This is a genomic window from Phycisphaeraceae bacterium (assembly GCA_040222855.1).
Classification (GTDB): Bacteria; Planctomycetota; Phycisphaerae; order Phycisphaerales; family Phycisphaeraceae; genus Mucisphaera.
This window is the reverse complement of record JAVKCD010000019.1, coordinates 1,025,674-1,049,403: the sequence shown is the minus strand read 5'-3', so window position 1 is coordinate 1,049,403 and position 23,730 is coordinate 1,025,674. Positions and strand designations below refer to the sequence as shown.

The window sequence follows — 23,730 nt, the reverse complement described above, 5'->3', positions numbered from 1 at the left end:
CGCCCCGGGCGTTAACCCGGGACGTGAGGGGAATCAGGTCCCCGTGGGCGTCTCGACGCGATCGAAGGTAAACCCGCTACCCTCGACCATCCGCCGGAGTTCGCCCACCGTCACACTCGTACCCGGCCGCATCCGCACGATCACCGAGCCATCAGCGAGATTAACCTCGGCCGACTCGATGCCGTCGATCTCGAGCAGGGTCTTGTCGAGATTGTGCGCGCACAACGGACAACTCAGCCCAAGCGCATAGAGCGTGAACCGCTCGGCCTGGATCACCCGGGCGTCCTCAGCAGGCGAACCGCCCGCATCCGACGAACCCGTCATCGCGCAGCCCGTGAGCAACGCAACACTGAGAATCAAAGCAACCAACATGGGGAAGGCTCGCATCGCAGGCCTCCTTATCTTCTGGATTACTCAGGGGCGCAGCAGCTCTTGGTGCAGCCAGCCGCACACGCCTTCTTGGTTTCCTTGACAGCGCAGCTCGAGCACTGCGTCTCGTGGCCGCACGCCTTGGTCTCACTGCTGAGGATCACTTCCTCAGCACTCGAGTCGTAAGACTTGCAACCAGCCAGACCAAACACCAAAGCGAGCATCGAGACCGAGGCGATCATCGAAAAAGTCTTCATGGGAATCTCCAAAAGAGTTAAGTCAGATAAAACGTGATTGAGTACCCCGCCGGTTACACGACACGGCATGAGGCTACCGAGACAGAGAGTTGTTATCTGGGAAATGCGCAGCGCACAGGACAGCCACGCAGAGACTGCGCTAGTGACGCCAGACGCAGAGAGAAGCCCGAACCGGTGAGTCGGAGGGGCGGAGCGACTCGAGAACCCAGCTTCCGCAAACTGCATCGGGTAGTACTGGAGCAATCCACGCCGGAAACAACGCGGGAACCTTCAAGGTCTCCTGCGCCGGGACCGCTGGCAGCGCATCCTCAATAGGAAGATTCGATGGCGCGTTCTGAGCTTGACAACTCGTGCCACACCCGCACGTCAACGCGCAGCAGCACGACGATTCCGTGTTGGCCGAGGCCGAGACCGCCTTTACCGCCGAGCACGGGAACAGCACCCCGCTCACGAGCAGACTAAGAATCAACACAGACTGGGTCAGCCACTGGGTCATAGACAGTTTCATACTACAGGCGGGAAGCCCGCTCGTCTTGAACCCAACATCGACCGGATGGCTTCTATTCCTGACCCGACGACCGTTCCTTAGAAGTTCTCACTGTCCATCTCGTTACTCCACGTCCGGGCGTTGAACGCCTCGACCGCGCTGCCGTACTGGGCATCAGCCGTCGCCTGGTCGCTGACCGCCATGGTCTCGCACCCAGCCATCACCGATACACAGACCAACAAAGCACCGCACGACAGCATCATCTTGACCATCTTTCCACTCCTCGGGTTCAGGGCCCCATAAAGTAAACAGCGTTCACACGAGTCTACGCCCGTTACCGTCGTGGGCCAGCCCTTTTTGCGTGGCTGATGCCATCCGTCATTTATGATGCACCCATGCCAATATCAAAGGCCCCAAAAAACACCGCCAGCGACCTCTCCTCCAGGATTAACAGCCTAATCCCTCGGATGATCGAGCTGCGCCACGACCTCCACGCCCACCCCCAACTCGCCTATCAGGAAACCTACGCTTCCGAAGTCGTTCAACGCGAGCTAAAGGCCGCAGGCATCCCCTTCACCGCCGGACTCGCCGAAACCGGCGTCGTAGGCGTCATCCGCTGCGACCACCACGACCCCGCCGCCAAGGCCATCGCCCTCCGCGCCGATATGGACGCCCTGCCCATCACCGAGGCCACCGGCCTGCCCTACGCCTCGAAGACCCCCGGCCTCATGCACGCCTGCGGACACGATGGCCACACCGCCGCCCTCCTCGGCACTGCCCACGCCCTCGCCGACCTGGCCCGCGAGCACCCCGAAGCCCTGCCCCGTCCCATCAAACTTATCTTCCAACCCGCGGAGGAAGCCGGGGCCGGGGCCCAGCGCATGGTCGAAGCCGGCGTCCTCACCGAAGCCGTCGGCGGGTGCGCCGTGGAGTCCATCTTCGGCCTCCACGGCTGGACCGATACCGACATCGGCCAGCTCCGCACCCTCCCCGGCCCCATGATGGCCGCCACCCTCAGCTTCCGCATCACCATCACCGGCCAAGGCGGTCACGCTGCATCGCCCCACAAGGCCCGCGATCCGATCCCCGCCGCCGCCGCGACCGTCACCGCCCTCCAGACCATCGTCTCACGCTCAACCCAGCCAACGCGCCCCGCCGTCGTCACCGTCGCCACGCTCCACGCCGGCGAAGGCGCCGTCAACGTCATCCCCCACACCGCCACCCTCAGCGGAACCGCCCGCACCTTCGACCTCGCCGAACGCGAACGCATCGGCCAGCGCATCGCCGAGATCGCCCGACACACCGCCGCCGCCCACGGCTGCACCGCCGAACTCCAGACCCTCGACGGCTACCCCCCAACCATCAATGACCCCGCCGCCACCGACACCATGCTCCGCGTCGCCCGACTCGCCCTGGGCGACGCCAACGTCGCCCTCATGGACGATCCGGTCATGGGTGCCGAAGACTTCTCTTTCTACGCCCAACAAGTCCCCGCCTGCTTCGCCTTCGTAGGCGTCAAACCCCCCGAAAAATCCGACTACCCCAGCCTCCACACACCCGAGTACGACTACGCCGACGGAACGCTAACGGTGAGTATGAAGGTGTTGTGTGCGCTGGCGATGCATGACCTCGCAGTCAACTAGAACTCACGCAACTCGAAGCGACCAACAACCGATCCACCTCAGCCCGGACTCAATAACGCCACACCCAACGCCCGACACGCCTGCCGGAGGTTGTTGTCCTCGGTTACTAGCGCAAGCCCATGAGTCAACGCGGCGTCGAGATAGCTCGCGTCGTACGAGGACAACTGATGCGGACGAGCAAGCTCTGCCAGGCCGACAAGCGAGCGAGGGTCAGGATCGGGAAGAATGCGGACGCCCAGAGCATCAAGCTGGCGCAGCAGCCGATCGACCTGACCTCGGCTTAGCCTCTTCTGACGCTCACGCTTGAGCAGCGCGTTGACCACTTCAAGTTGCCAGAGCGAAGTGGCTAACAGCTCACGGCCCGACAGCAGCGCGTCATAGGCAGGCCCACCGGCCTCGTCATCCAGCAACCAGGCAAGCGTCGCAGAGGCGTCGAGAAGAACAGCAGCCGACTTCACATCCGGCCTTCATCAATCGCTTCACGGATTTCCACGGCACTAATACGAGGCATGGAAGACCGCATCTGGCGGATCGCTTCAAAGGCCTGCTCGCGGGTCATCTCAGATTCTTCAGCTAGCGGCCGGATCTCGGCAACCGGAATGCCGCGTCGGGTCAGCGTCACCGCGCGACCACTCTTCTGAACTTGGTCCACGATCTGCGACAAGTGCGTCTTCGCCTGAAAAAGCCCGATCTGCTCCACGATGACACTCCAATCAACTAGATTGTAGACTAGTTGATTCTATCGGGCAAGAAAAACAACCCCTTGACCGCCAGTCAAGGCTAAAAGTCATTCCTAAACCCCCACCCCAACCCCCTCCGGCAGCGTCAGATTCACCCCGTAGTCCCCCGGCTCGAAAAGATGAGCCTTCTGCAGGTTGAAGTAAACCTTCACATCCGCCCCCTCATCCAACTCTTCCGCAGCGATCCGCGCGGTCATCCGCAACCCGCTGGTCGTCGAGAGATACACGTCCATCGTGTTCCCCAGCGGCTCGATGACGTCGATCTTGAAACTCCCCGTCTTCGCCTCATCGTTTGCCGAGTGCTGCGGATGCAGGAACATCCCCTCCGGCCGCAACCCCAGCGTCACACTCGATCCCACCTTCTCCCGGCAACGCTCCGCCTGATTCTCATCCAGCGGGAACTTCAAACCATCCCCCTCAAAGTGCGGCCATCCGCCCTCCTCCACCAGCTTGCCTTCCGCGAAGTTCATAGGCGGGGTCCCGAGAAAACCCGCCACAAACCGATTGACCGGGTGGTTGTAGACCTGCAAGGGCGTGTCGCATTGCTGGATCAACCCATCCGACATCACCACCACACGATCACCCAAAGTCATCGCCTCTTCCTGATCGTGCGTGACGTAAATCGTCGTCGTGTTCAGCCGCTTGTGCAGCCGCTTCAACTCCGCACGCGTCTCCACACGCAACTTGGCGTCAAGGTTCGAGAGCGGCTCGTCAAACAAAAAGCACGCCGGATCACGCACGATCGCTCGCCCCACCGCGACACGCTGCCGCTGGCCGCCCGACAACGCCTTGGGCTTACGCTCCAGCAGATGGCTGATCCCCAGGATCCTCGCCGCATCCTGCACCCGACGGTCAATCTCCACCTTCGGGAACTTCCGCAGCTTCAACCCAAACGCCATGTTCTTGTACACACTCATGTGCGGATACAACGCGTAGTTCTGAAACACCATCGCGATGTCACGATCCTTAGGCGGAACATCATTAACCACCCGATCCCCGATCGCAATCGTCCCGCCCGTGATCTCCTCAAGACCCGCCACCATCCGAAGCGTCGTCGACTTGCCACACCCCGAAGGACCAACCAGCACAATGAACTCCGCATCGTTGATATGCAGGTCAATCCCCTTGACCGCCAGAAAACCCCCGGGATAGACCTTCTCGATGTTCGTCAGAACGACTTCAGCCACGGAACAATCCTCTCTGGGCCAGCCAAAGCCAGCATGGGATGAAACCTGAACAACGCCACCAGACCTGGCAACGAGGGTGAAACCGTAACCCGCAGCGTAAAACTGGGCCAGTCAAAGCCTTAACTTATCACAACCCACCACCTTCCCGCCAGCAGAATCCTCAACACGCTCAAGCCCCTACGATTCACCTCCCGAAGCACAAGCAGTATCGCGACGAAAAGAAATTCTCCCCAGAACGCCAAAAACCACTGGCAAGAGCCCGCCGAATCGTCAAAATAGCATCTCGGGCGCATGACCCAACCCCTCGGTGCGTATCCTGACCCGGATAAGCGCCAGCGACGCCCCCGCTCGTGTCGCTGATCGAGGTCGACAGAGATGGAAGAAGAGACACACCTGCGTTTGTTGGTGGTTTGATCAGGTGATGCTGGGAGGCATCCGCATGTACAACCTTTTAGAAGCAGCCATGGCGGCCGTGACGCCCATCAACCGCGCCACAGCCACCGTCAAAATCCACGTCGAAGCCCAGTTCACCCACGAACCTCTGGCCGGAGCACGAGTCCGCGTCAACGCTGGCCCTTGGGAGACCTACCAAGGCCCCGACCAGCCCCTCGTCGCCAGAGTCGTGCCCGGCAGGAAAATCCGTATCGAAGTCTCCCGACCCGGCTGGATCGACCCCCGGCCATCGGCCTGGATCGAGAACACTTCCCCAGACGGCACGATCCGTATCGGCATGATGTGATCTCCCCCCATTCATACGCAAATCCTTGCCCGGACCCCCTTTGCTCACTACCTTGACATAAGGGAGTGGGATAAAGGACCACGTATCTCGTAGGGGATGGACAAGCACGCTCATGCCGGACCAACCCGACAACCTGAGCCCTCAGACGCCCGAGCCCGCGGACCAGGGCAGCCAGCCCACCGCCGGGCCCCAAGACCTCGGGCAGGGTGCATCCCCGTCGGACACCCCGACAGCTGATACCCCGCCCTCGTCCGCCACCCCCACCAGCGACGACCCACTCACCGCCGCCATGCCCGGCATGAGCATCGTCCCCGAGGAACAACCCGCCGGCAAAGGCATCGTCGGCACCGTCATCAGCAACAAGTACAAGGTTCTCGCCACCATCGGCCAAGGCGGCATGGGCGTGGTCGTCAAAGCCCTCGACCTCCAACTCCAACGCGAAGTCACCATCAAACGCCTCAACGATGTCGCGCTGCGCTCACGCACCGGCATCGACCGCTTCTTCCGCGAAGCCCGGTCCGTCGCAGCCCTCAACCACCGCAACATCGTCAGCATCTACGAACTCGGCTCCGACGAACAAGGCCCCTACATCGTCATGGAGTTCCTCTCCGGCGGCGACCTCGAAAAGAAGATCGCCGAGAAAGAAAAGTTCTCACTCGAAGAAACCCTCGCCATCCTCAAGCCCGTCGCCAAGGGACTCGCCTACGCCCACAGCAAAGGCATCGTCCACCGCGACGTCAAACCCTCCAACATCATCCTCGACGCCGACGCCACCCCCAAGATCGTCGACTTCGGCATCGCCCGCCGCGACGATGCCCTCGACCTCTCACTCACCGGCCAGGGCATCGGCACCCCCGCCTACATGGCCCCCGAGCAGCGTAGCGACTCCAAACGCGTCGACCAACGCTCCGACATCTTCGCCCTCGCCAAAACCGCCTACCAGATGATCACCGGCGAAATGCCGGACACCATCTACTTCGACCAGCTCGACCCCGCCATCCGACCCGCCTTCGAGCACGCCCTCCAGAAAGACCCCGACAAACGACAGCCGACCATGGACGAGTTCATCGCCGAACTCGACATCCTCGCCCCCGCCCAGGGCACAGCGACCAACGTCACCACCTCGACCACCAGCGCGATGGTCTGCACAAGCTGCGACGCCTTCAACAAAATCGACGCCCGCTTCTGCCGCAACTGCGGCGCCGGCATGTTCGAGGATTGCCCCTCCTGCTCCGTCGAGAACCACGTCGGCACCAAGTTCTGCCTCGCCTGCGGGATCAGCATCGAGAAATACCACCAGGCCGAAGAGTCCGTCCGCAAGGCCCGCGGATTCCTCGAACAGGCCGACTTCGACGAAGCCGTCGCCATCGCCCGACAAGGCAAGGACTCCGGCTATCTCCACGCTGAACTCGACGCCATCGAGTCCGAAGCCAGCGAAAAACGCACCGAGATCGCACGCCTCCGCAGCACCATCGATCAGGCCTTCAAGGCCAGAAAGTTCCGCGAAGCCGGTCTCGCCGCCAGGCAAGCCCTCGAGCTCGCGCCCGCCTCCCGCGAACTCCGACTCGTCCTCTCAAAAATCCAGCAGGCCCTCTACCGCTCGGAACTCGAACTCGCCCAGAACAACGCCAACCTCGCCCTCGAACGCAAACGCTACCCCGAAGCCGCCAAGGCCTGGCAGCGACTGGTTCGCATCGACGCCGAACACCCGCAAGCCAACAAGATCCGCCAACAGATCAAGCAGCAGGAAGAAGATCACCGCCGCCGCTACCAGGAAGCCACCGCCGACCGCAAGGCCGGCCGCATGGCCTCAGCCATGACCGGCATCCGCTCACTCCGCGAAGACTACGACTGGGACCGCAACATCCAGATCGACGCCGAAGCCTGGGAAGCCCTCGAAGCCAAACTCGCCCCGATACGAACCGAAGCGCAATCCCTCGAAGACGCAGACAAACCCAAACTCGCCATCGCCCAGTGGAATAAAGCCCTCCAGATCCTCAGCAACGACGCCGAAGCACTCGAAGCCGTCAAACGCACCACCAACACATGGGCCGAACAGAAAACCCGTAACCGCCAACGTCGCACCCGCAACATCACCATCGCCGCCGCCGTCCTCGCCGTCGCCGCCGGTGCCCCCGCAGGTCTCTACGTCTACGAGCAATCCGTCACCGCCTCCACCGACCGCGCCATCACCGAGGCACAAACCAGCGTCGAGCAGGGGCAAACCGCCCAGGCACTCGAGCAACTAACCGCCGCCCGCGCCTCATCCAGCCATCCCCTCAGCCTGGTCCCCGCCTGGAAGGGTGACCGCGACCAGCGCCTAGCCCAGGCAACCTACCTCGCCATGCTCAGCCACGCCTCGGCCAACCTCAGCATCGACCAACTCGACGCCTCCCGCCAACGCTACGCCGAGGCACTGAGCTTCGCCAACGACCACAACCTGTCCGAACCCGCCGGACTCGCCGCCGTCGACGGTCTCATCCAGTACGCCACACGACTCGCCAGCGACCAGCGCTTCGACGACGCCACCGCCGTCATCAACACCGCCGGCAACCTCCTCAACGACCCCAACCTCGTCGCCGACATAGGCGACCAGATCGCCCGCATCGCCAAAGCCCGCGAAAGCGCCCGCCAGGCCGCCGAACAGTTCGCCGCCAGCCGCCGCGCCATCAACGACCCCGAAGGCTACCTCCCCTACGTCGAGTCCGGCCGCGCCGCCCTCGCCAAAGCCAACCAGGCACAAGCCCTCATCGACCAGGCCGAATCTGGCGACCGACCCCTCGAAGACCGACCCACCCTCTTCACCGATGCCGCAAGTTCATACGCTCAAGCTCAGGACCTGCTCCAAGGCGTCAACTCCGAAATCACCCGCGCAACTCAACAACGCACCCCTACCCAACAAGCCGTCAACGACGCCACCAAACTCTGGCAAACCGCCACCGCCGCAACAGGCGCCGCCGACGCCGCCCCCGGCCTCTTGCAACTCGGCAACGCACTCGCCCAGCAAGCCAGCGCCGCCACCAGCGACGACCAACGCAACTACGCCCGCGCCAACACCCTCGCCACGAACCTACGCACCACCGCCGACGCCGTCGCCGACCTCGCCTACGCCGGGCAGGCCATGGACCAGACCCAGCTCTCCGCTCTGGCCGCACTCAGCAGCACAATGTCACGTCTCAACGACACCTTCAACGAGACCGGCGACTTCTTCGCCGACTTCGGCGGGCCCACCTGGGACACGCTCAAACAACACCGAAGCACCATCAACGCCATCAGCCACGACCTCGAACTACTATTCGCCAACCTCAACAACCAGGCACTCAGCCACACACCTTCATCCGAAACCCTGCCCGCCTTCATCGACACCCTCCCCGATCAAGTCGCGGCCATCGAAGACAAAGCACAGCAGCACGTCGCCCGCTGGACCTCCATCAACGACCTCCTCCCTCTCGCCGCCACCGAAGCCGCCGCCGTCAGACTCGCCGACGGCAAACGCAACACCCTCGGCATGACCTTCGTCGCCCTCCAAGGCGGAGACGTCGCCATGGGACACGCCACCCGACGACCCGACCCCACCGACGGCATCAGCGACACCGAACTCCGCCGCTCCGGCCGCGTCGATCGAACCATCCTCGTCAGCCGCTTCGAGGTCACCCGTGGTCAGTACGAAGCCTTCCTCCGCGACCAACTGACCCGGCAAGGCGTCACCGGACCCGATCAAAACCAGGCCGTCGCCGACGCTCTCCCCTGGAAACGCCCCCCACTCATCTCCGTCGAAGGCCAGACCTTCAACCAGACCGACCGCCACCCCGTCGTCTTCGTCAGCGCCACCGAAGCCACCGACTTCTGCACCTGGCTCACCCAACGCGAAGGCATCACCTACCGACTCCCCACCGAAGCCGAATGGGAATACGCAGCCCGCGCCAACGCCGACCCCGAAGCCCCCTTCCACTGGGGTGTCCGCGTCACCGGCCGCGCCACCGCTAACGGCATCACCATCGGCGACAGCCCCACCCGCTACCAATGGGAAGCCGAGGACGCCCACCTCTTCACCGCAGAAATCGGCACAGGCGTCGAACCCTACCCGCCCAACAACTGGGGCCTCTACAACATCCACGGAAACGTCGCCGAATGGGCCACCGCCGACGACAACACCCCCATTGTCAAAGGCGGTTCCTGGGCCTGCTCCGTCTTCGACTCACGCCTGGGCGACCGAAGAACCCCACCCCCCAACACACAACTCGAAATGCTCGGCTTCCGCGTCGTCATTGAATTGCCCGAAGGCGCCCAACTCCCCACCCGACTCTACAAAGATCAATGACTCAATAACCCCCGGGCGGCTGCAACCCCCGCGACCTCAATAACACCGGCCGGGCCTCCGTAATATCACTCCGGGGAACCACCACCATCGCAAACGGGCGATACCGACCCTGAGCCGGAACCCCGCCCGGCGAGTTGTACCGACACCGCACCACATACTCCCCATCCTTCGCAAGCACCGACTCAATCCGCGCCCAGTGCCCACGTTCACTCACGTTCCCCACAGCAAACAACAACACCATATCCGATGCAAAATCTACCTGGAACCGATCCGGCCGCACCAGACCCGCGTTGTCAAAACCACGCTGCGTCCGAATCACATACAACCCCGGGAACGCCGGGCCACCAACCTCCCCAACGTGCTGACGGAGAATCGGCACCGCCCCCTCAGGAATAATCTTCGGCTGCCGATAGGTCGATGGACCACCCGCACAACCAGCCACCAGAATCATCAGCGACGCACTTAACAGCAGGACAAATCGACTCATGGCGTTCCTTCGCTTCAAGCACAAGGTCTAAGCAACCAAGAGTATAACCACCCCGCCACCAATCTCATCACATATGGATCGTCCGGCCATCCACCCCCAACGCCGCCTCCTTCAACGCCTCAGCCAGCGTCGGGTGCGCATGGGGTGCCCGGGCGATGTCCTCCGCCGAGGCATGCATTGCCATCGCCACCGCCGCCTCAGCGATCAGGTCCCCCGCCGACCGCCCGATGATGTGCACCCCCAGCAGCCGATCCGTCGTCGCGTCCGCCAGAATCTTCACCCGCCCGCCCGCCGCATTGATCGCCTGCGCCCGCCCGTTACCCAAGAACGGGAACACCCCCTTCTTGAACTCAACCCCCGCTTCCGCCAGTTGCTGCTCCGTCTTGCCCACCGAAGCAATCTCCGGCTCCGTGTACACAATCGCCGGGATCGCGTCGTAATCGATGTGCGACGCCCCCGTCACCAAGTGCTCCACACACGCCACCCCCTCTTCCTCCGCCTTGTGCGCCAGCATCGGCCCCGCAATCACATCGCCGACCGCGTAAATATGATCCGCCGACGTCTCGAAGTGCGAGTCCGTCTTGATCTTCCCCCGATCATCCACACTCAGCCCAACCGCCTCCAGATTCAACCCCTCCGTGTTCGGCCGCCGACCCACCGCCACCAGCACCCGATCAAACGTCAACGGATCACGCCCCTCCACCTGCACCGTCACATTGTGAGGCTTGCCCATCGCCCCAGTCACCCGCGACCCCAGCATGAACGCCAATCCCTGCTTCGTAAACACCTTCTGCGCCTCATCCGCGATCTCCCGATCAATCCCCGGCAGGATGTAATCCAGATACTCGATCACCGTCACCTCAGCCCCCAGCCGCCGCCACACCGACCCCAACTCCAACCCGATCGCCCCCGCCCCGATCACCGCCATCGTCTTGGGCACATCCTCGTAAGCAATCGCCTCGGTCGACGTGTCAATCCGCGCATGCCCCAGGTCCACCCCCGGCAGCGAGATAGGCGTAGAACCCGTCGCAATCAGATAGTTCTCCGCCCGCACCACTGCCCCGTCATCTTTCCCCGAAGAAATCGACACCGTCCGATCCTCGTTAAACGCAGCCCGCCCGTGATACCGCGTGATCTTGTTCTTCTTAAACAGCCCCGCGATCCCCTTCGTCAGGTTCCCCACCACCTTGTCCTTCCGCGCCATCATCGCCCCCAGGTCCAACTCCACCCCCGACACCCTCACCCCGTGATCCCCCAGATGATGCCCCGCCACCTCAAAATGCTCCGAAGACTCCAGCAGCGCCTTCGACGGAATACACCCCACCCGCAGACACGTCCCCCCAAGCGCCTCGTGCTCATCCACACAAGCCACATCCAACCCCAGCTGCGCCCCCCGTATCGCCGCCACATAACCACCCGGCCCCGCACCAATCACCAAGAGATCGTGTGTCTGATCACTCATCACAGCATCCATATCCAGAGGCAGAGCCTCTAACTTCGAGAACTTGGGTAAACGCTCAATACCGCCCAGAAGATCAACGCTCCGATAAACATGCCAACCATAACAGGTATCCCCGCGAATAACGGTACCGAGATATAGGCTGGGAGAATGACAGGATCTCCCCCAGGAAGACTGGGGAGATAGACAGCTTGCATGTAGAGAACCTGCCCAAGCAACGCAAGAAATCCACCTACGAATAAACGACGCCGAAACTGAGAACCCGCCAGAAGGCCGCTAATGAAGCATAAAATCCAATACCAGTAGGTGGGACTATCCCAAGGCTCGGTTTCACCTGTCAATGCACGACCAACTGGCCACACCAGAAAGCCCCCAATAGCTACGCCAAAGACCTTGAGAGTGATGCGTAGTCGCCGTCGATGCGCACGTTGCTTGACTACCCGAGGCATTTCATCTGATTGAGCCTCCCCACGGATCTCTTCAGGACTCTCCCCCACCTCAAGCCTCCAACAACATCCGCGACGGGTCCTCAAGCACCTGCTTCATCCGCACCAAGAACGTCACCGCCTCACGACCATCAATCAGCCGATGGTCATACGTCAGCGCGACATACATCATCGGCCGCACGACCACCTGCCCGTCCACCGCCACCGGCCGCTCCTGAATCGCGTGCATCCCCAGCACCGCCGACTGCGGGTAGTTCACAATAGGCGTCGACAGCAGACTCCCGAAAATCCCACCATTGGTGATCGTAAACGTCCCACCCTGCATCTCATCGATCTTCAACTGGTTCGCCTTGATCCGCGCCGCCAGATCCCCGATCCCCTTCTCAATATCCGCAAAGCTCATCCGCTCCGCCCGCCGCAACACCGGCACCACCAGCCCCTTCGGAGCCGACACCGCAATCCCGATGTCATAGTGATTCTTATAAACAATGTCCGTCCCCCGGATCTCCGCGTTCACCGCAGGAATCTGCCGAAGCGCATCAATCGCCGCCTTCACGAAAAACGACATGAACCCCAGCTTCACCCCATGCTTCTTCTCAAACCCCTCCTTGTACTGACTCCGAAGGGCCATCACCGCCGACATGTCAATCTCATTAAACGTCGTCAGCAGCGCCGCCGTGTTCTGCGCATTCTTCAGATGCTCCGCCACCCGACGCCGCAGAGGCGTCATCGGCACCACCTCCTCCAACGCATCCGACTCCCCCGAACTCGAAGCCGCCTTCGACGAAGAATCTGCCTTCGACGACGCTGCCCCGGTCTCCGATGACCGTTGAGACGACGATGAGGATGACGCCGGCGGGGGAGGCGCACTGATCTCAGGCTTGCCACCCGCCACATGAGCCAGCACATCCTCCTTGAGCAACCGACCTCCCGGACCCGTCGCCTCGACCTCCGACGCCGTGAGCCCGTGCTTCTCCAGCAGCACCTGCGCCGCCGGCATCACCAGCTTGCCATCCGCCTTCTGCGCCGCCTCCCGCTCCGACTTCGCCGCCCCATTCCCACTCGAATCAGCCGTATCAGATGATGCCTTCGCAGGCTCCGCCTTCTTCGAGGACGCGGTTTTCTTCGAGGACTCAGACGCCTTCGCAGCCTTCGGCTTCGACGCCGATTTCGACTTCGACCCACTTCCCCCCTCTTCCAGATAACCAATCACATCCCCCACACTCGCCGCTTCCCCCTGCTTCTTCAGCAGCTTCCCAACCACCCCGTCAGCCGGCGCAGGCAACTCCAGCGTCACCTTGTCCGTCTCGATCTCACAAAGCGTCTCGTCCTTCGAAACGGCGTCCCCCTCACTCTTGAGCCACTTGCCAATCTCAACCTCAGTAATCGATTCGCCCACTTCGGGGACGGTCAGTTCGACGGCCATGTCTCACATCCCTCAATATCGAGGGCTCCTGCTTGTTCCAACGGCGGACTCAACTCTAACCCCATACTACCCACCAGACCCCAACTGCGAACACCCGCCCCGCAGCCCCCACTCACGCATGCACCGGGGCCCCCGCAAACGCCTGCGACAGCACCTCCTCCTGCTCCAACTCGTGCGCCGCCTTCGACCCCGACGCCGGCGACGCCGACGCCAACCGACTCACATGCGTAAACGGATGACGATCATGGATCCGACCCGGGAACCGGTTCTTCATAAATGGCCACGCCCCCATGTTCTCCGGTTCCTCCTGCACCCAAGTCACAGGCGTCTCCGCCGGATAAGCCTCCAGCATCTCAAAGAACATCGGGTCCTTGAACGGATAAAACTGCTCCACTCGGCAGATCGCCACGTCCTCATGCCCACCCTCTTCACGACGTGCCAGCAGCTCGTAATAAATCTTCCCCGAACACAACAGAATCCGCCGCACCTTTCCCGGCTCGATCGCCGGGTCGTCAGGGATAAACCGACGGTACGTCCCCACCGCCAGATCCTCCAGCGAACTCGTGCACGCCGGGTTCCGCAGCAGACTCTTAGGCGTCATCACAAACAACGGCTTCCGCCAGGGCCGAACCACCTGACGACGAAGCAGATGGAAATACTGCGCCGGCGTCGAAGGCATCGCCACCTGGAAGTTGTGCTCCGCCGTCAACACCAGCCATCGCTCCAGCCGCGCCGACGAGTGCTCCGGTCCCTGACCCTCAAAACCATGCGGCAGCAACATCGTCACGTTCGACAACCGCCGCCATTTGTCCTCCGCCGATGCGATGAACTGGTCAATGATCACCTGCGCCACATTCACAAAGTCCCCGAACTGCGCCTCCCAGCACACCAACGCCGACGGATAATCCAGCGAATAGCCGTAATCAAACGCCAGCACCGCCACCTCAGACAACGGGCTGTTGTAGATCTCGACCGATGCCTGATCCTCCGACAACGCATTAAGCGGCTCATAAATCGCATCCGTCTCGGCATCATGCAGCACCGCATGACGATGCGAGAACGTCCCCCGCTGACAATCCTGACCACTCAAACGCACCCGATGACCACCCACCGCCAGCGAACCAAACGCCAGCGCCTCCGCCGTCGCCCAGTCCAACGGCTTCTCACCCGCAATCATCCCGTCCCGCGCCTCGAAAAACCGACGCAGCTTCGGGTGATGCGTAAAGCCCTCCGGCATCGTGTTGAGCTTCTTAAGCAAGCCCTTCAACTCATCCACCGGCAACCCGGTCTCCACATCCGGCACCGTCTTCTCCGTCCCGCCCACATAACCACCCCAGAACCCCGTCAGCTCAAAATCATGCGTCGGCGCCGAGTTCGCACCCCACGACTCATCCAGGTCCTTCTCAAGCACCTGAGTCCGCCGCTTCGAAACCCGCTCCGCATCCTCCGCCGACAAACCCTCGAGCTTCACAAGCTCCTCGGTATACGACTTAAGCAACGACGGCCGCGAACGGATCGCCTTGTACATCTTCGGCTGCGTGTACGCCGGCTCATCCGCCTCGTTATGACCCCGACGCCGATAGCAGTACAGATCGATCACCACATCACGCTTAAACGCCATACGGAAATCCATCGCCAGCCGCACCGTCGCCGCCACCGCCTCCGGATTCTCACCATTCACATGGAAAATCGGGATCTGCAGCATCTTCGCGATATCCGATGAATACCGCGTCGATCGCGCATCATCAGGACCGGTCGTAAACCCGATCTGGTTATTCAAAATGATGTGCAGCGTCCCGCCTGTCGCATACCCATCCAGACTGCTCAGGTTCAATGTTTCCTGCACCACACCCTCACCAATAAACGCCGCATCCCCGTGGATCTGCAGACACATGCTCCGCTCACCGCGCGTCCCCAGGTCCGCCCGATCCTGCTTCGCCCGCAATCGACCCAGAGCCACCGGGTTCACAAACTCCAGGTGCGACGGGTTAAAGCAAAGCGACAAATGCACACTCTTACCCGTGCGACTCAGCCACTTGCCCGAAAAACCCTGGTGGTACTTCACATCCCCGCCACCCAGATACAGCTTCGGATCAATATCCTCAAACTCCCGGAATATCCGCTGCGCACTCTTGCCCACAATGTTGTGCAGCACATTCAACCGCCCACGATGCGCCATCCCCAACACCACCTCCACAATCCCCTGATCCGCCGCCTTGTCCATCGTCAGGTCCAATAGCGGAATCAGACTCTCCGCACCCTCCAGCGAAAAACTCTTTGCACCCAGAAACTTCTTCTGAATAAACTCCTCGAAAATCACCGCGTCCGTCAACTTCGTCAGAACACGAATCTGCTCCCGCAGACTCAGGCCCACCGAGTTCCGAGTCGTCTCCATCCGCTTCTGAAGCCACTCCCGAACCCCAAGGTTGTCAATGTGCATGTACTGCACACCAATCGACCGCGTGTACGTCTGCTCCAGCAGCTCAATCACCTCTCGCACCGTCCACACATTCTTGCCCGGCAGCGTCGACGAGGTGATCGTCCGATCCAGGTCCGCCTCCCCCAACCCATACCAGTCCAGCGTCAACTCATCTGGCCGCGCCGACGGCTCACCAATCGGATTGATGTTCGCAATAATGTGACCACGAACCCGGTAGTTCCGAATCAGCCGGTCCACATGATGCTGCAACGCCGACGTCGTCTCGTCACGACGCACCATCGCACCGTTTGTCGCCGCCGGGCCTCCATGGAAAATACTCCCCGGCCTGAACCCAGGCTCCAGCGTCCGACGCTCCCCCAACGGGCCCGCCTGCCAACGCCGAAACTCCGCCGCCCAGTCCTCGGGCACAGACCCCGGGTCACTCAGATACTGTTCGTAAAGAGACTCCGCGTACGCAAGACTCGAACTGTCAAGCAGCGGCTGATCTGACTCATGTTCCATCACGTTCTCCACCTGCCGTCATCAGCGGCAAGTCCAGTAAGCTCCAGACTCTATCGGCCGCCAATGCCAACCCTGTGCATCTTCGTCTTCCGTAACCAATGATACCCCCCACAACGCCCACGCCAACAAACCCTCAACCACGAAATCCACCCACATGAACGCCCCCTGGGTCGAACTCTCCACCCTTGGCTTCCTCGTCATCGCCTCCATCGGCCTCGCCGCCGGCACCCTCGGCGGACTCCTGGGCGTAGGCGGGTCCCTCATCATCATCCCCCTCCTCACCATCTGCTACGGCCGCGACCAGCATCTCTACCAGGCCGCCGCCATGGTCGTGAACATCGCCGTCTCCGTACCCAGCGCCCTCCGACACCGACGCGCCGGTGCCATGATCCCCCAAGCCCTCCGCTGGATGATCCCCCTCGCCGTCGTTGGCGTCGTCCTGGGCGTCGCCCTCAGCAACCTGCCCATCTTCCAGGGACCCCAAGGCGGAATCTGGCTCGGACGACTCCTCGCCCTCTTCCAACTCTACGTCATCGCTCTCAACATCCACCGACTCCTCCAACCCTCCTCCAACACCACCGCCAACGCCCGAATCACACCCCTCGCCTCCGCCTCCACAGGCGGGGCCATGGGCGTCGTCGCAGGACTCCTTGGCATCGGCGGCGGGGCAGTAGCCGTACCCATGCAACAAGCCATCATGGCCATGCCCCTCCGCAACGCCATCGCCAACTCCGCCGCCGTCATCTGCCTCTCCGCCACCATCGGCGCCCTCGTCAAAAACGCCACCCTCGCCCAACACGGCATGCCCTGGTGGACCGGACTCCTCCTCGCCGCCATGCTCGCACCCACCGCCGCCATAGGCGGTCGACTCGGAGCCAACCTCACCCACAGCCTGCCAACACGGCAGGTCCGCATCGCACTCATCATCGTCCTCGCACTCTCCGCCTACAAAATGGCCGCCCTCTGAGCCCCCAACTGACCAGCAGCCCCACGAGCCCAGGGCGGAAGCCCTGGGGCCCCACAACCAAAACCCACGCCTTCTGCAACCCCGCCACAAAACGCCATCTCAACGCCGGAACTGCACCACCACCCGAACCGACACCCATATACGGCATAAAGATTGCAACACTCAAGTCATAACCACGACCAGCACCTACGCCCCGACACGGGCTGCCGGAGAGACAAACACCCATGACCGTCATCTGGAACCAGACCAAAACCGCCATCCTCCTCGGACTCATGTTCGGCCTCATCGTCGCCCTCGGCGCCGTCCTCGGCGGGCCCCGAGGCGTCATCCTCGCCGCACTCTTCGGCGGACTCGGCGCCATCATCTCCTTCTACTTCTCCGACAAAATCGCCATCTCCGCCATGCGCGGACAACTCGCTACCCCCCAAACCGCACCCGACCTCATCACCATGGTCGAGCGACTCGCCAACAACGCCGGCCTCCCCATGCCCAAGGTCTACATCTGCCCACAACAGGCCCCCAACGCCTTCGCCACCGGACGCAACCCCAAAAACGCCGCCGTCGCCGTCACCGAAGGCGCCCTCCAACTCCTCGACTACAACGAACTCGAAGGCGTCATCGCCCACGAACTCGCACACATCAAGAACCGCGACACCCTCATCTCCACCATCGCCGCCATCATCGCTGGCACCCTCAACGCAGCCCAGTGGCTCCTCATCTTTGGCGGAAGCCGCGACAACGTAAACCCCATCGTCATGATCGCCATGATCATCGGCGCCCCCTTCGCCGCAGCCCTCATCCAGATGGCCATCAGCCGCTCCCGCGAGTTCATCGCCGATGCCGACGCCGCCCGCATCGCCGGCTCACCCGATGGTCTCATCGGAGCCCTCCAGAAACTCGACGCCTACGCTAAACGCATCCCCCTCCAGGGATCATCCTCCACCCAGAACCACATGTTCATCGTCCAACCCCTCTCAGGCGAAGGCCTCGCCGGACTCTTCTCAACCCACCCCGCCACCAAAAAACGCATCGAATCCCTCCGAAATCTAGAACCCTCCTGGTATTCAGCAACGTAGACAACCCCAGACACCGAAGTCTCCCCCAACCCGCCCACCCCATCAACCCAGTCCCTTCTCCGGTGCCCCCGCCCCCGAGGCGGGGGTGCTTTTTCCCCAAACCCGCGAGCCGGGCCGTGTCGGCCCGGCCAGCCATGATGACGAGCCACGCGCCACACTTCGCACCGCAAAGTGTGGCTCACCTCCCCAGACACCACCAAGCCGGGTGCCAAGCACCTTCAGTGCCCAACCACCAACAATCTCGGGTGGCCGGGGTCCGGCGCAGCCGGCCCCCGGATCCAAACTCCTCACAAAACCCCACCAAAAATCCGCCCCAACCCCCGAACCACCCCCCACCTTCCTCCGTATACCCCTTAGAACATCGTGATTCTCTCCTCCGAGCCCCGACCCGTAGTCGGGGTTTTTTACGCGCCCGTCACCCCTCCCTCAACTCTCTACTCTCCTGTCTCAACTCTCCCGCAGGGCCACGGCCTGCGCAAACGCCCGACCCCGATGCTCATAGTTCGGGAACTGATCCCACGACGCACACCCAGGCGACAACAACACCACATCCCCCGCCCGCACCCGCGCCTTCGCCGCCACCACCGCACCCTCCACCGTCCCCGCCTCCACCAGCTCCGCACCGCCCGCAGCCTTCCGAGCATGATCCAGGATCACCGGCCCCGTCTGACCAATCCCATAAACCGCCCGACAAATACCCGCCGCCCGCTCCGCCAGCGCCGACAGATCAGCGTTCTTGTCATACCCACCCAAAATCAGATGTAGCCCCGCATCAGGCGCATCCGCCATCACCGCGTCCATCGCCAGCACCGCCGCCTCAGGCGTCGTCGACTTCGAATCATCCACATACCGCACCCCACCCACCACCGCCACCGTGCACAACCGATGTGGCAACCCGCCAAAACCCGCCAGCGCCGCACAACCCGATCGCATATCCACACCCATCCGCGCCGCCGCCGCCACCGCCATCCGCGCGTTATCCCGATTGTGCGCCCCAGGCACCCGCAGCTCCGGCAACGCCAGCCCCTGAAGACTCACATCGTCCAGCCACGCCAGCCGTGTCGTCCTCGGCCGCAACACCCGCGCAGCACTCGCATCCAGAATCGCGTAGTCCGTCGCCCCCTGATACTCCAGAATCTGCTGCTTACTCCCGACGTAATGCTCAAAACTCCCGTGCCAGTCCAGATGATTCGGATGCACGTTCGTCACCACCGCCACCCCAGGCGACCACCGATCATGCCGCAAACCATCCAGCATGAACGACGACAACTCCAGCACCACCAGATGATCCGCCTCCATCCGCGGGAGGTCACCCAACAACGACCCGCCCAGATTCCCCCCAAGCCACACCCGCTCATCACCAAACCGATCCACCAATACATGATGCAGCATCGCAGCCGTCGTCGACTTCCCCGCCGTCCCCGTCACACCAACCACCCTCGTCGTCGGCAGCCGCTCAACCAGCAACCGGACCTCCGACGTCACCGCAACCCCCGCTCCAACCGCCGCCCGCACATACCGATCCGTGCTCGGATTCACCGCCGGATTCACCACCACCAGATCAGCCCCCGTGAAGTCCGCCTCCTCATGCCCGCCCAGCCGCAGCCGAACCTTTCCCCCCTCAACCAGATCGCGCACACCCTCAAGACTCTCCGCAAGCTCTCCCTCAGACAACTGATCCGTCAGCAACACCCGCGCCCCCTGCTCAACCAGAAAACGCGTCACCCCCGCCCCGCCGCCGAAGCGACCCAGCCCCATCACCGTAACCCGACGATCGCTTAGCTCAGTCACGGCCAACAAGTCTATCGCGCCACTCACTCAACCAGTAGGTCAAGGTCCTGTGTCGTCGAGTTCCCGATGTGATAAGTCGCGATCCGAGTCCCCTTGGCCACCTGGAAATACAGATACAACGCGTCATCATCACCAAGCTGATTCAGCGGCAACTGCCGCGCCGATCGGATCGGGAACTCAGGGTCCGCCTTGATCAGCTGCGTGCCATCCCCCTTCAAAAGCACATAAGCGAACGGCTGGAAAATGTTGCCCCGATCATCCTTGATCCACACACCCTGAAGCGAGGCCGCCGAAGCCCGCGCCCGACCCAGAATCGAAACCGCCTGATCCTCCTCCAGCAGCACCCGGACCATCCCCAAATGGTCCGGCAGATAAAACGAATCCACCCGCGAACGCCCCGATAAACTCACACTCGGCCGAGCCACCTCGCTCTCACCCGATTGAATAAACGTCTCATCACCATCACTGGTCATCGTCAGACCAGCCGAGTTATTACGACTGATCGCCCGCGGCAACCGATTCGTCACCTCCGCAATGTCCGCAGCATGACCCGCCCGAACACCCGTCCGGTTACCCGCCTCAGCCGACCCCGTGTTGATCGCATCAACCGACTCCACCACCGCCTCAACCTTCGGCAGACCCAGCAACCCCGCCAACTGCTCAGGACCATCCTCCTGCTGAGGCAAATCCAACCGAAGATTACGCACCATCAGATACTTCGCCACATCACGCTCGCCGATCACAAACGCCCACGTGAGATTCTGATCCGGCAACGCACTGTCCGCCGAAATCCTGTCATCCGTCACCGGATACAACACCCGCTCACCCGTCTCCGGATTCTCAAGTCGCGCAAACGCAATCGGCGCAACATAAGACGACTCCCGAACACCCCGCTGACCCGCCAACAACCGCACCTGCGTAGGCGGCATACGCAGCGTGGCATCACGATCAAACGTTCCCGATCCCTTCGTCACCTTCAGATCAACCAACACCAGTTGCTGCTGCTGACCCTCCCCCAGACCCGGCAACACCCCAACCACCTCAGCCGGCACCCCCTCAACCGGCAAAACACTCACCACCAACCGCTCAACCTCAACCGTCCCAGGCGTCGCCACCAGCGAAGCATTCGGGTCATACCGCAACCGATACAACCCACTCTGCTCCCGCAACCCAGGCTGATACATAGCCATCGGCCGACCCGACGACATCGCACCCGCTGAAAGCGTCATAAAAAACTCGTCCGCGTAACGATCCGCCTCCACCCAGAGCTCCTGATCCGTCTGAGTCACCGTGCCGTCCGCGTTGTAAGCATACGGCTGATAACCCAACAACTCCGCATCAAGCGGCAAAAAACCCAACCCAATAATCACAACGCCCGCCGTCAACGTCCCCGACACCACACCCACCGCTCCACCAAAAATCGTGTCGACAATCCCAGGCATCTTCACATTCGATGGCACCACCGTGTCCGTCAATACACGAATCGCAAGCACCAACACCGTAAACGGCACCAGCAAACCCACACCCCACGCCATGTGAGGTGCCCACGGCATAAGCAGACTGACCGCCACCAACTCCCAGAACGAAAACGCCAACACCCCCGCAACAATCACCACCACCAGGTGAATGAACGACGAAAACAAACCCTGAGTCGACCACAGGATCGCCATAAGCAACAGATAAATAATGATCGCAATGCTGAGATACATAGGCTTCTCCGGGTGCCGGCGTCAGGACTTGGAACTCGCTCCGCCGAGCACGCGGGTGATCTCCTTGATATCGGTCACGCCCTCGACGACCTTCGCCAGAGCTGCCTCCTGCAAATACTGCATCCGCTGCTTACGCAGATGAGTCCGCAACGAATCCATGTCACCACGCTTAAGCAACGACCGCGCCCCATCGTCAAGAATCATCAACTCAAACACCCCAACACGACCCCGGTAACCAATCCCCATACACGCCGGACACGTCTGCGGCTTGCCCTTGACCTCCACCTGCCCCGACATCTGATAAAGCGTCTCAATCTTGTTCGCCGGGATGTTCAGCTTCTTCAACGCCGACGGGTCCGGCTTGTAAGGCGTCCGACACGTCGTACACAAGCGACGCAGCAACCGCTGATGCACCACCGCCAGCAGACTCTTGCTCGCAACACTCTTGTCGCCAACCAGCTTCAGCCACTGCGCCGCCGCCTCAAACGTCCCCTCCGAACGCATCGGAACGTACATCCGACACTCCTCGGCCATCGGTGCCAGCAGTTGAGCCGTCCGCTCATCAAACAACTCACTGAGCATCACGACCTGAGGGTCCGATCGCAGCAACACCGTCAACCGCTCATTGATCTTCTCAACCGTCGCCTCTTCCCCAAACTCCTGATGATTCACCCCCTCAACCTCAAACGGCTTCTGACGCTCCACCGTCAACACACTCGACGTATACGGATCGTGACTCTGCAGCACGCTGTAAAGCGTCGTCGTCGTCCCCTGCTGCGCCGGCGCCGTGATCAAGACGATCCCGCCCGGCTCACCAAGCAAACCAACAACCTGATCGTGCTGAGCCTCGTTGAGCCCGAGCTTGTCCAGCGGAATGTTCGCCTGCTTCGCCGGATTCACATCCATGAGCATCCGAACACCCTTGGTCGAACCCGCCGCATCAAGCGCCAAACGATGCGTCCCAAACTCACCGAGATCAACCGTCAAAATCGCCTGCTCACGCTTCCGGTGACTCGACAAATCCATCCCCGCCGCTCCCTTGATGTACTCAAACATCGCCATCGCCTTCTTGGCATCATGGTCCGCCTGCGGATAAAGCACTCCGTCAATCCGCGCCACCACCTTCCCAACCTGAGCATCAATCGTCAGGTCAATCCGGTCAGCATTCCGCGGCACCGCAAAACTCAGAATCTCCGCCAACTCAGCGTGGCTCGCCACATGAGGATCATTCCCCACCGGCACCTCGATCTGATCACCATCCGGTCCAATCAACCGCAGACTCGCCCGACGATCCGCTTGATCCTTCTTCCACGCCGTCATCTTCCGCTGCAAACCGTTAAACGACAGGTCCCACCGCGCATCAACCGGCACCCGATGATTCCTGAAACTGGCATACGCATACGGCACACCAAACAACACCGCCAGACCGATCGGAAAACCCAACCAGAAAATCGGGATCAGCAGAATCGCCGCAAAACCAACCGCTCCCGCCAGCATCTGGCCGCTGTTCCACAGCGTCCGCTGCAACCGGAAATATTCCAGATCCTTGTCAAGACCCGACACCAGCCGCGCCCAGCCAATCAACGCCCCCAGCACCAGCAGAGGCTTGATCCAACTCAGCAGGAAAACGGTCTCGGCCTGGGCTAGCGTAACCAGCGTCATGAGTCTCTCAGGTAGCCCCCACC

General features: G+C 61.9%; 18 protein-coding genes. 5 read left to right on the top strand and 13 right to left on the bottom strand.

Features of this window, described 5'->3' with window-relative positions; translation table 11 throughout:
* Positions 1 to 33: 33 nt before the first annotated feature.
* From RIG82_09580 to RIG82_09570, 3 genes are all read right to left on the bottom strand, one after another.
* Positions 34 to 387: a heavy metal-associated domain-containing protein gene (locus RIG82_09580; protein MEQ9461188.1), complete on the bottom strand. Its 354-nt coding sequence runs from the start codon at positions 385 to 387 to the stop codon at positions 34 to 36.
* 23 nt (positions 388 to 410) lie between these two features.
* Positions 411 to 626 (bottom strand): hypothetical protein, encoded by a 216-nt coding sequence (locus tag RIG82_09575; GenBank protein MEQ9461187.1) that lies wholly within the window; start codon positions 624 to 626, stop codon positions 411 to 413.
* Positions 627 to 1,211: 585 nt separating this feature from the next.
* Entirely contained in the window at positions 1,212 to 1,385 is a 174-nt protein-coding gene (locus RIG82_09570) for a hypothetical protein (protein MEQ9461186.1), read from the bottom strand.
* A gap of 123 nt (positions 1,386 to 1,508) precedes the next feature.
* Here RIG82_09570 and RIG82_09565 point away from each other — a divergent pair, with 123 nt between their 5' ends.
* A complete protein-coding gene (locus tag RIG82_09565; GenBank protein ID MEQ9461185.1) occupies positions 1,509 to 2,756 on the top strand; it encodes an amidohydrolase in 1,248 nt (415 codons plus the stop codon).
* Positions 2,757 to 2,794: 38 nt separating this feature from the next.
* Here RIG82_09565 and RIG82_09560 read toward each other — a convergent pair whose 3' ends face one another.
* From RIG82_09560 to ugpC, 3 genes are all read right to left on the bottom strand, one after another.
* Positions 2,795 to 3,214, bottom strand: a complete 420-nt coding sequence (locus RIG82_09560) for a type II toxin-antitoxin system VapC family toxin (protein MEQ9461184.1) — start codon at positions 3,212 to 3,214, stop codon at positions 2,795 to 2,797.
* The gene (locus RIG82_09555; protein ID MEQ9461183.1) at positions 3,211 to 3,456 is read right to left on the bottom strand and encodes a type II toxin-antitoxin system prevent-host-death family antitoxin; all 246 of its coding nucleotides are present in this window, start codon (positions 3,454 to 3,456) and stop codon (positions 3,211 to 3,213) included. The genes RIG82_09560 and RIG82_09555 overlap by 4 nt, the downstream gene beginning before the upstream one ends.
* 93 nt (positions 3,457 to 3,549) lie before the next feature.
* Positions 3,550 to 4,683 carry a sn-glycerol-3-phosphate ABC transporter ATP-binding protein UgpC gene (ugpC, locus tag RIG82_09550; protein MEQ9461182.1) on the bottom strand — a complete coding sequence of 378 codons (1,134 nt, stop codon included), beginning with the start codon at positions 4,681 to 4,683 and terminating at the stop codon, positions 3,550 to 3,552.
* A gap of 439 nt (positions 4,684 to 5,122) precedes the next feature.
* Between ugpC and RIG82_09545 the strand changes: the two genes are divergently transcribed.
* On the top strand, positions 5,123 to 5,422 hold the full coding sequence (locus RIG82_09545; protein ID MEQ9461181.1) for a hypothetical protein: 300 nt from the start codon (positions 5,123 to 5,125) through the stop codon (positions 5,420 to 5,422).
* Between the two features lie 112 nt (positions 5,423 to 5,534).
* Positions 5,535 to 9,743, top strand: coding sequence for an SUMF1/EgtB/PvdO family nonheme iron enzyme (locus tag RIG82_09540; protein MEQ9461180.1), 4,209 nt, complete (start codon positions 5,535 to 5,537; stop codon positions 9,741 to 9,743).
* Position 9,744: 1 nt separating this feature from the next.
* Here RIG82_09540 and RIG82_09535 read toward each other — a convergent pair whose 3' ends face one another.
* The 4 genes from RIG82_09535 to RIG82_09520 form a co-directional block, all read right to left on the bottom strand.
* Complete coding sequence (locus RIG82_09535; protein MEQ9461179.1) at positions 9,745 to 10,230, bottom strand: hypothetical protein; 486 nt, start codon at positions 10,228 to 10,230, stop codon at positions 9,745 to 9,747.
* A 67-nt stretch (positions 10,231 to 10,297) separates the two neighbouring features.
* Positions 10,298 to 11,692: a dihydrolipoyl dehydrogenase gene (gene lpdA / locus RIG82_09530; protein MEQ9461178.1), complete on the bottom strand. Its 1,395-nt coding sequence runs from the start codon at positions 11,690 to 11,692 to the stop codon at positions 10,298 to 10,300.
* 495 nt (positions 11,693 to 12,187) lie between these two features.
* Positions 12,188 to 13,561: a 2-oxoglutarate dehydrogenase complex dihydrolipoyllysine-residue succinyltransferase gene (odhB, locus tag RIG82_09525; protein MEQ9461177.1), complete on the bottom strand. Its 1,374-nt coding sequence runs from the start codon at positions 13,559 to 13,561 to the stop codon at positions 12,188 to 12,190.
* 112 nt (positions 13,562 to 13,673) lie between these two features.
* Positions 13,674 to 16,502, bottom strand: a complete 2,829-nt coding sequence (locus RIG82_09520) for a 2-oxoglutarate dehydrogenase E1 component (GenBank protein MEQ9461176.1) — start codon at positions 16,500 to 16,502, stop codon at positions 13,674 to 13,676.
* A gap of 154 nt (positions 16,503 to 16,656) precedes the next feature.
* Between RIG82_09520 and RIG82_09515 the strand changes: the two genes are divergently transcribed.
* Positions 16,657 to 17,469: a sulfite exporter TauE/SafE family protein gene (locus tag RIG82_09515; protein MEQ9461175.1), complete on the top strand. Its 813-nt coding sequence runs from the start codon at positions 16,657 to 16,659 to the stop codon at positions 17,467 to 17,469.
* A gap of 224 nt (positions 17,470 to 17,693) precedes the next feature.
* Positions 17,694 to 18,545, top strand: a complete 852-nt coding sequence (locus tag RIG82_09510) for a M48 family metalloprotease (protein ID MEQ9461174.1) — start codon at positions 17,694 to 17,696, stop codon at positions 18,543 to 18,545.
* Between the two features lie 447 nt (positions 18,546 to 18,992).
* Here the strand turns inward: RIG82_09510 and murD are convergent, their stop codons facing one another.
* Genes murD through RIG82_09495 form a run of 3 tightly spaced genes read right to left on the bottom strand, consistent with a single transcriptional unit; the run spans position 18,993 to position 23,707 of the window.
* The gene (gene murD, locus RIG82_09505; GenBank protein MEQ9461173.1) at positions 18,993 to 20,336 is read right to left on the bottom strand and encodes a UDP-N-acetylmuramoyl-L-alanine--D-glutamate ligase; all 1,344 of its coding nucleotides are present in this window, start codon (positions 20,334 to 20,336) and stop codon (positions 18,993 to 18,995) included.
* A 23-nt stretch (positions 20,337 to 20,359) separates the two neighbouring features.
* Entirely contained in the window at positions 20,360 to 22,045 is a 1,686-nt protein-coding gene (locus tag RIG82_09500; GenBank protein MEQ9461172.1) for a hypothetical protein, read from the bottom strand.
* A 21-nt stretch (positions 22,046 to 22,066) separates the two neighbouring features.
* Positions 22,067 to 23,707 (bottom strand): ATPase, T2SS/T4P/T4SS family, encoded by a 1,641-nt coding sequence (locus RIG82_09495; protein ID MEQ9461171.1) that lies wholly within the window; start codon positions 23,705 to 23,707, stop codon positions 22,067 to 22,069.
* Between the last annotated feature and the right edge of the window lie 23 nt (positions 23,708 to 23,730).

Coding starts and splice junctions, on each gene's coding strand:
- RIG82_09580 (MEQ9461188.1), bottom strand. CDS start 387: ATGCGAGCCTTCCCCATGTTGGTTGCTTTGATTCTCAGTGTTGCGTTG.
- RIG82_09575 (MEQ9461187.1), bottom strand. CDS start 626: ATGAAGACTTTTTCGATGATCGCCTCGGTCTCGATGCTCGCTTTGGTG.
- RIG82_09570 (MEQ9461186.1), bottom strand. CDS start 1,385: ATGGTCAAGATGATGCTGTCGTGCGGTGCTTTGTTGGTCTGTGTATCG.
- RIG82_09565 (MEQ9461185.1), top strand. CDS start 1,509: ATGCCAATATCAAAGGCCCCAAAAAACACCGCCAGCGACCTCTCCTCC.
- RIG82_09545 (MEQ9461181.1), top strand. CDS start 5,123: ATGTACAACCTTTTAGAAGCAGCCATGGCGGCCGTGACGCCCATCAAC.
- RIG82_09540 (MEQ9461180.1), top strand. CDS start 5,535: ATGCCGGACCAACCCGACAACCTGAGCCCTCAGACGCCCGAGCCCGCG.
- RIG82_09535 (MEQ9461179.1), bottom strand. CDS start 10,230: ATGAGTCGATTTGTCCTGCTGTTAAGTGCGTCGCTGATGATTCTGGTG.
- lpdA (MEQ9461178.1), bottom strand. CDS start 11,692: ATGAGTGATCAGACACACGATCTCTTGGTGATTGGTGCGGGGCCGGGT.
- odhB (MEQ9461177.1), bottom strand. CDS start 13,561: ATGGCCGTCGAACTGACCGTCCCCGAAGTGGGCGAATCGATTACTGAG.
- RIG82_09520 (MEQ9461176.1), bottom strand. CDS start 16,502: ATGGAACATGAGTCAGATCAGCCGCTGCTTGACAGTTCGAGTCTTGCG.
- RIG82_09515 (MEQ9461175.1), top strand. CDS start 16,657: ATGAACGCCCCCTGGGTCGAACTCTCCACCCTTGGCTTCCTCGTCATC.
- RIG82_09510 (MEQ9461174.1), top strand. CDS start 17,694: ATGACCGTCATCTGGAACCAGACCAAAACCGCCATCCTCCTCGGACTC.
- RIG82_09500 (MEQ9461172.1), bottom strand. CDS start 22,045: ATGTATCTCAGCATTGCGATCATTATTTATCTGTTGCTTATGGCGATC.
- RIG82_09495 (MEQ9461171.1), bottom strand. CDS start 23,707: ATGACGCTGGTTACGCTAGCCCAGGCCGAGACCGTTTTCCTGCTGAGT.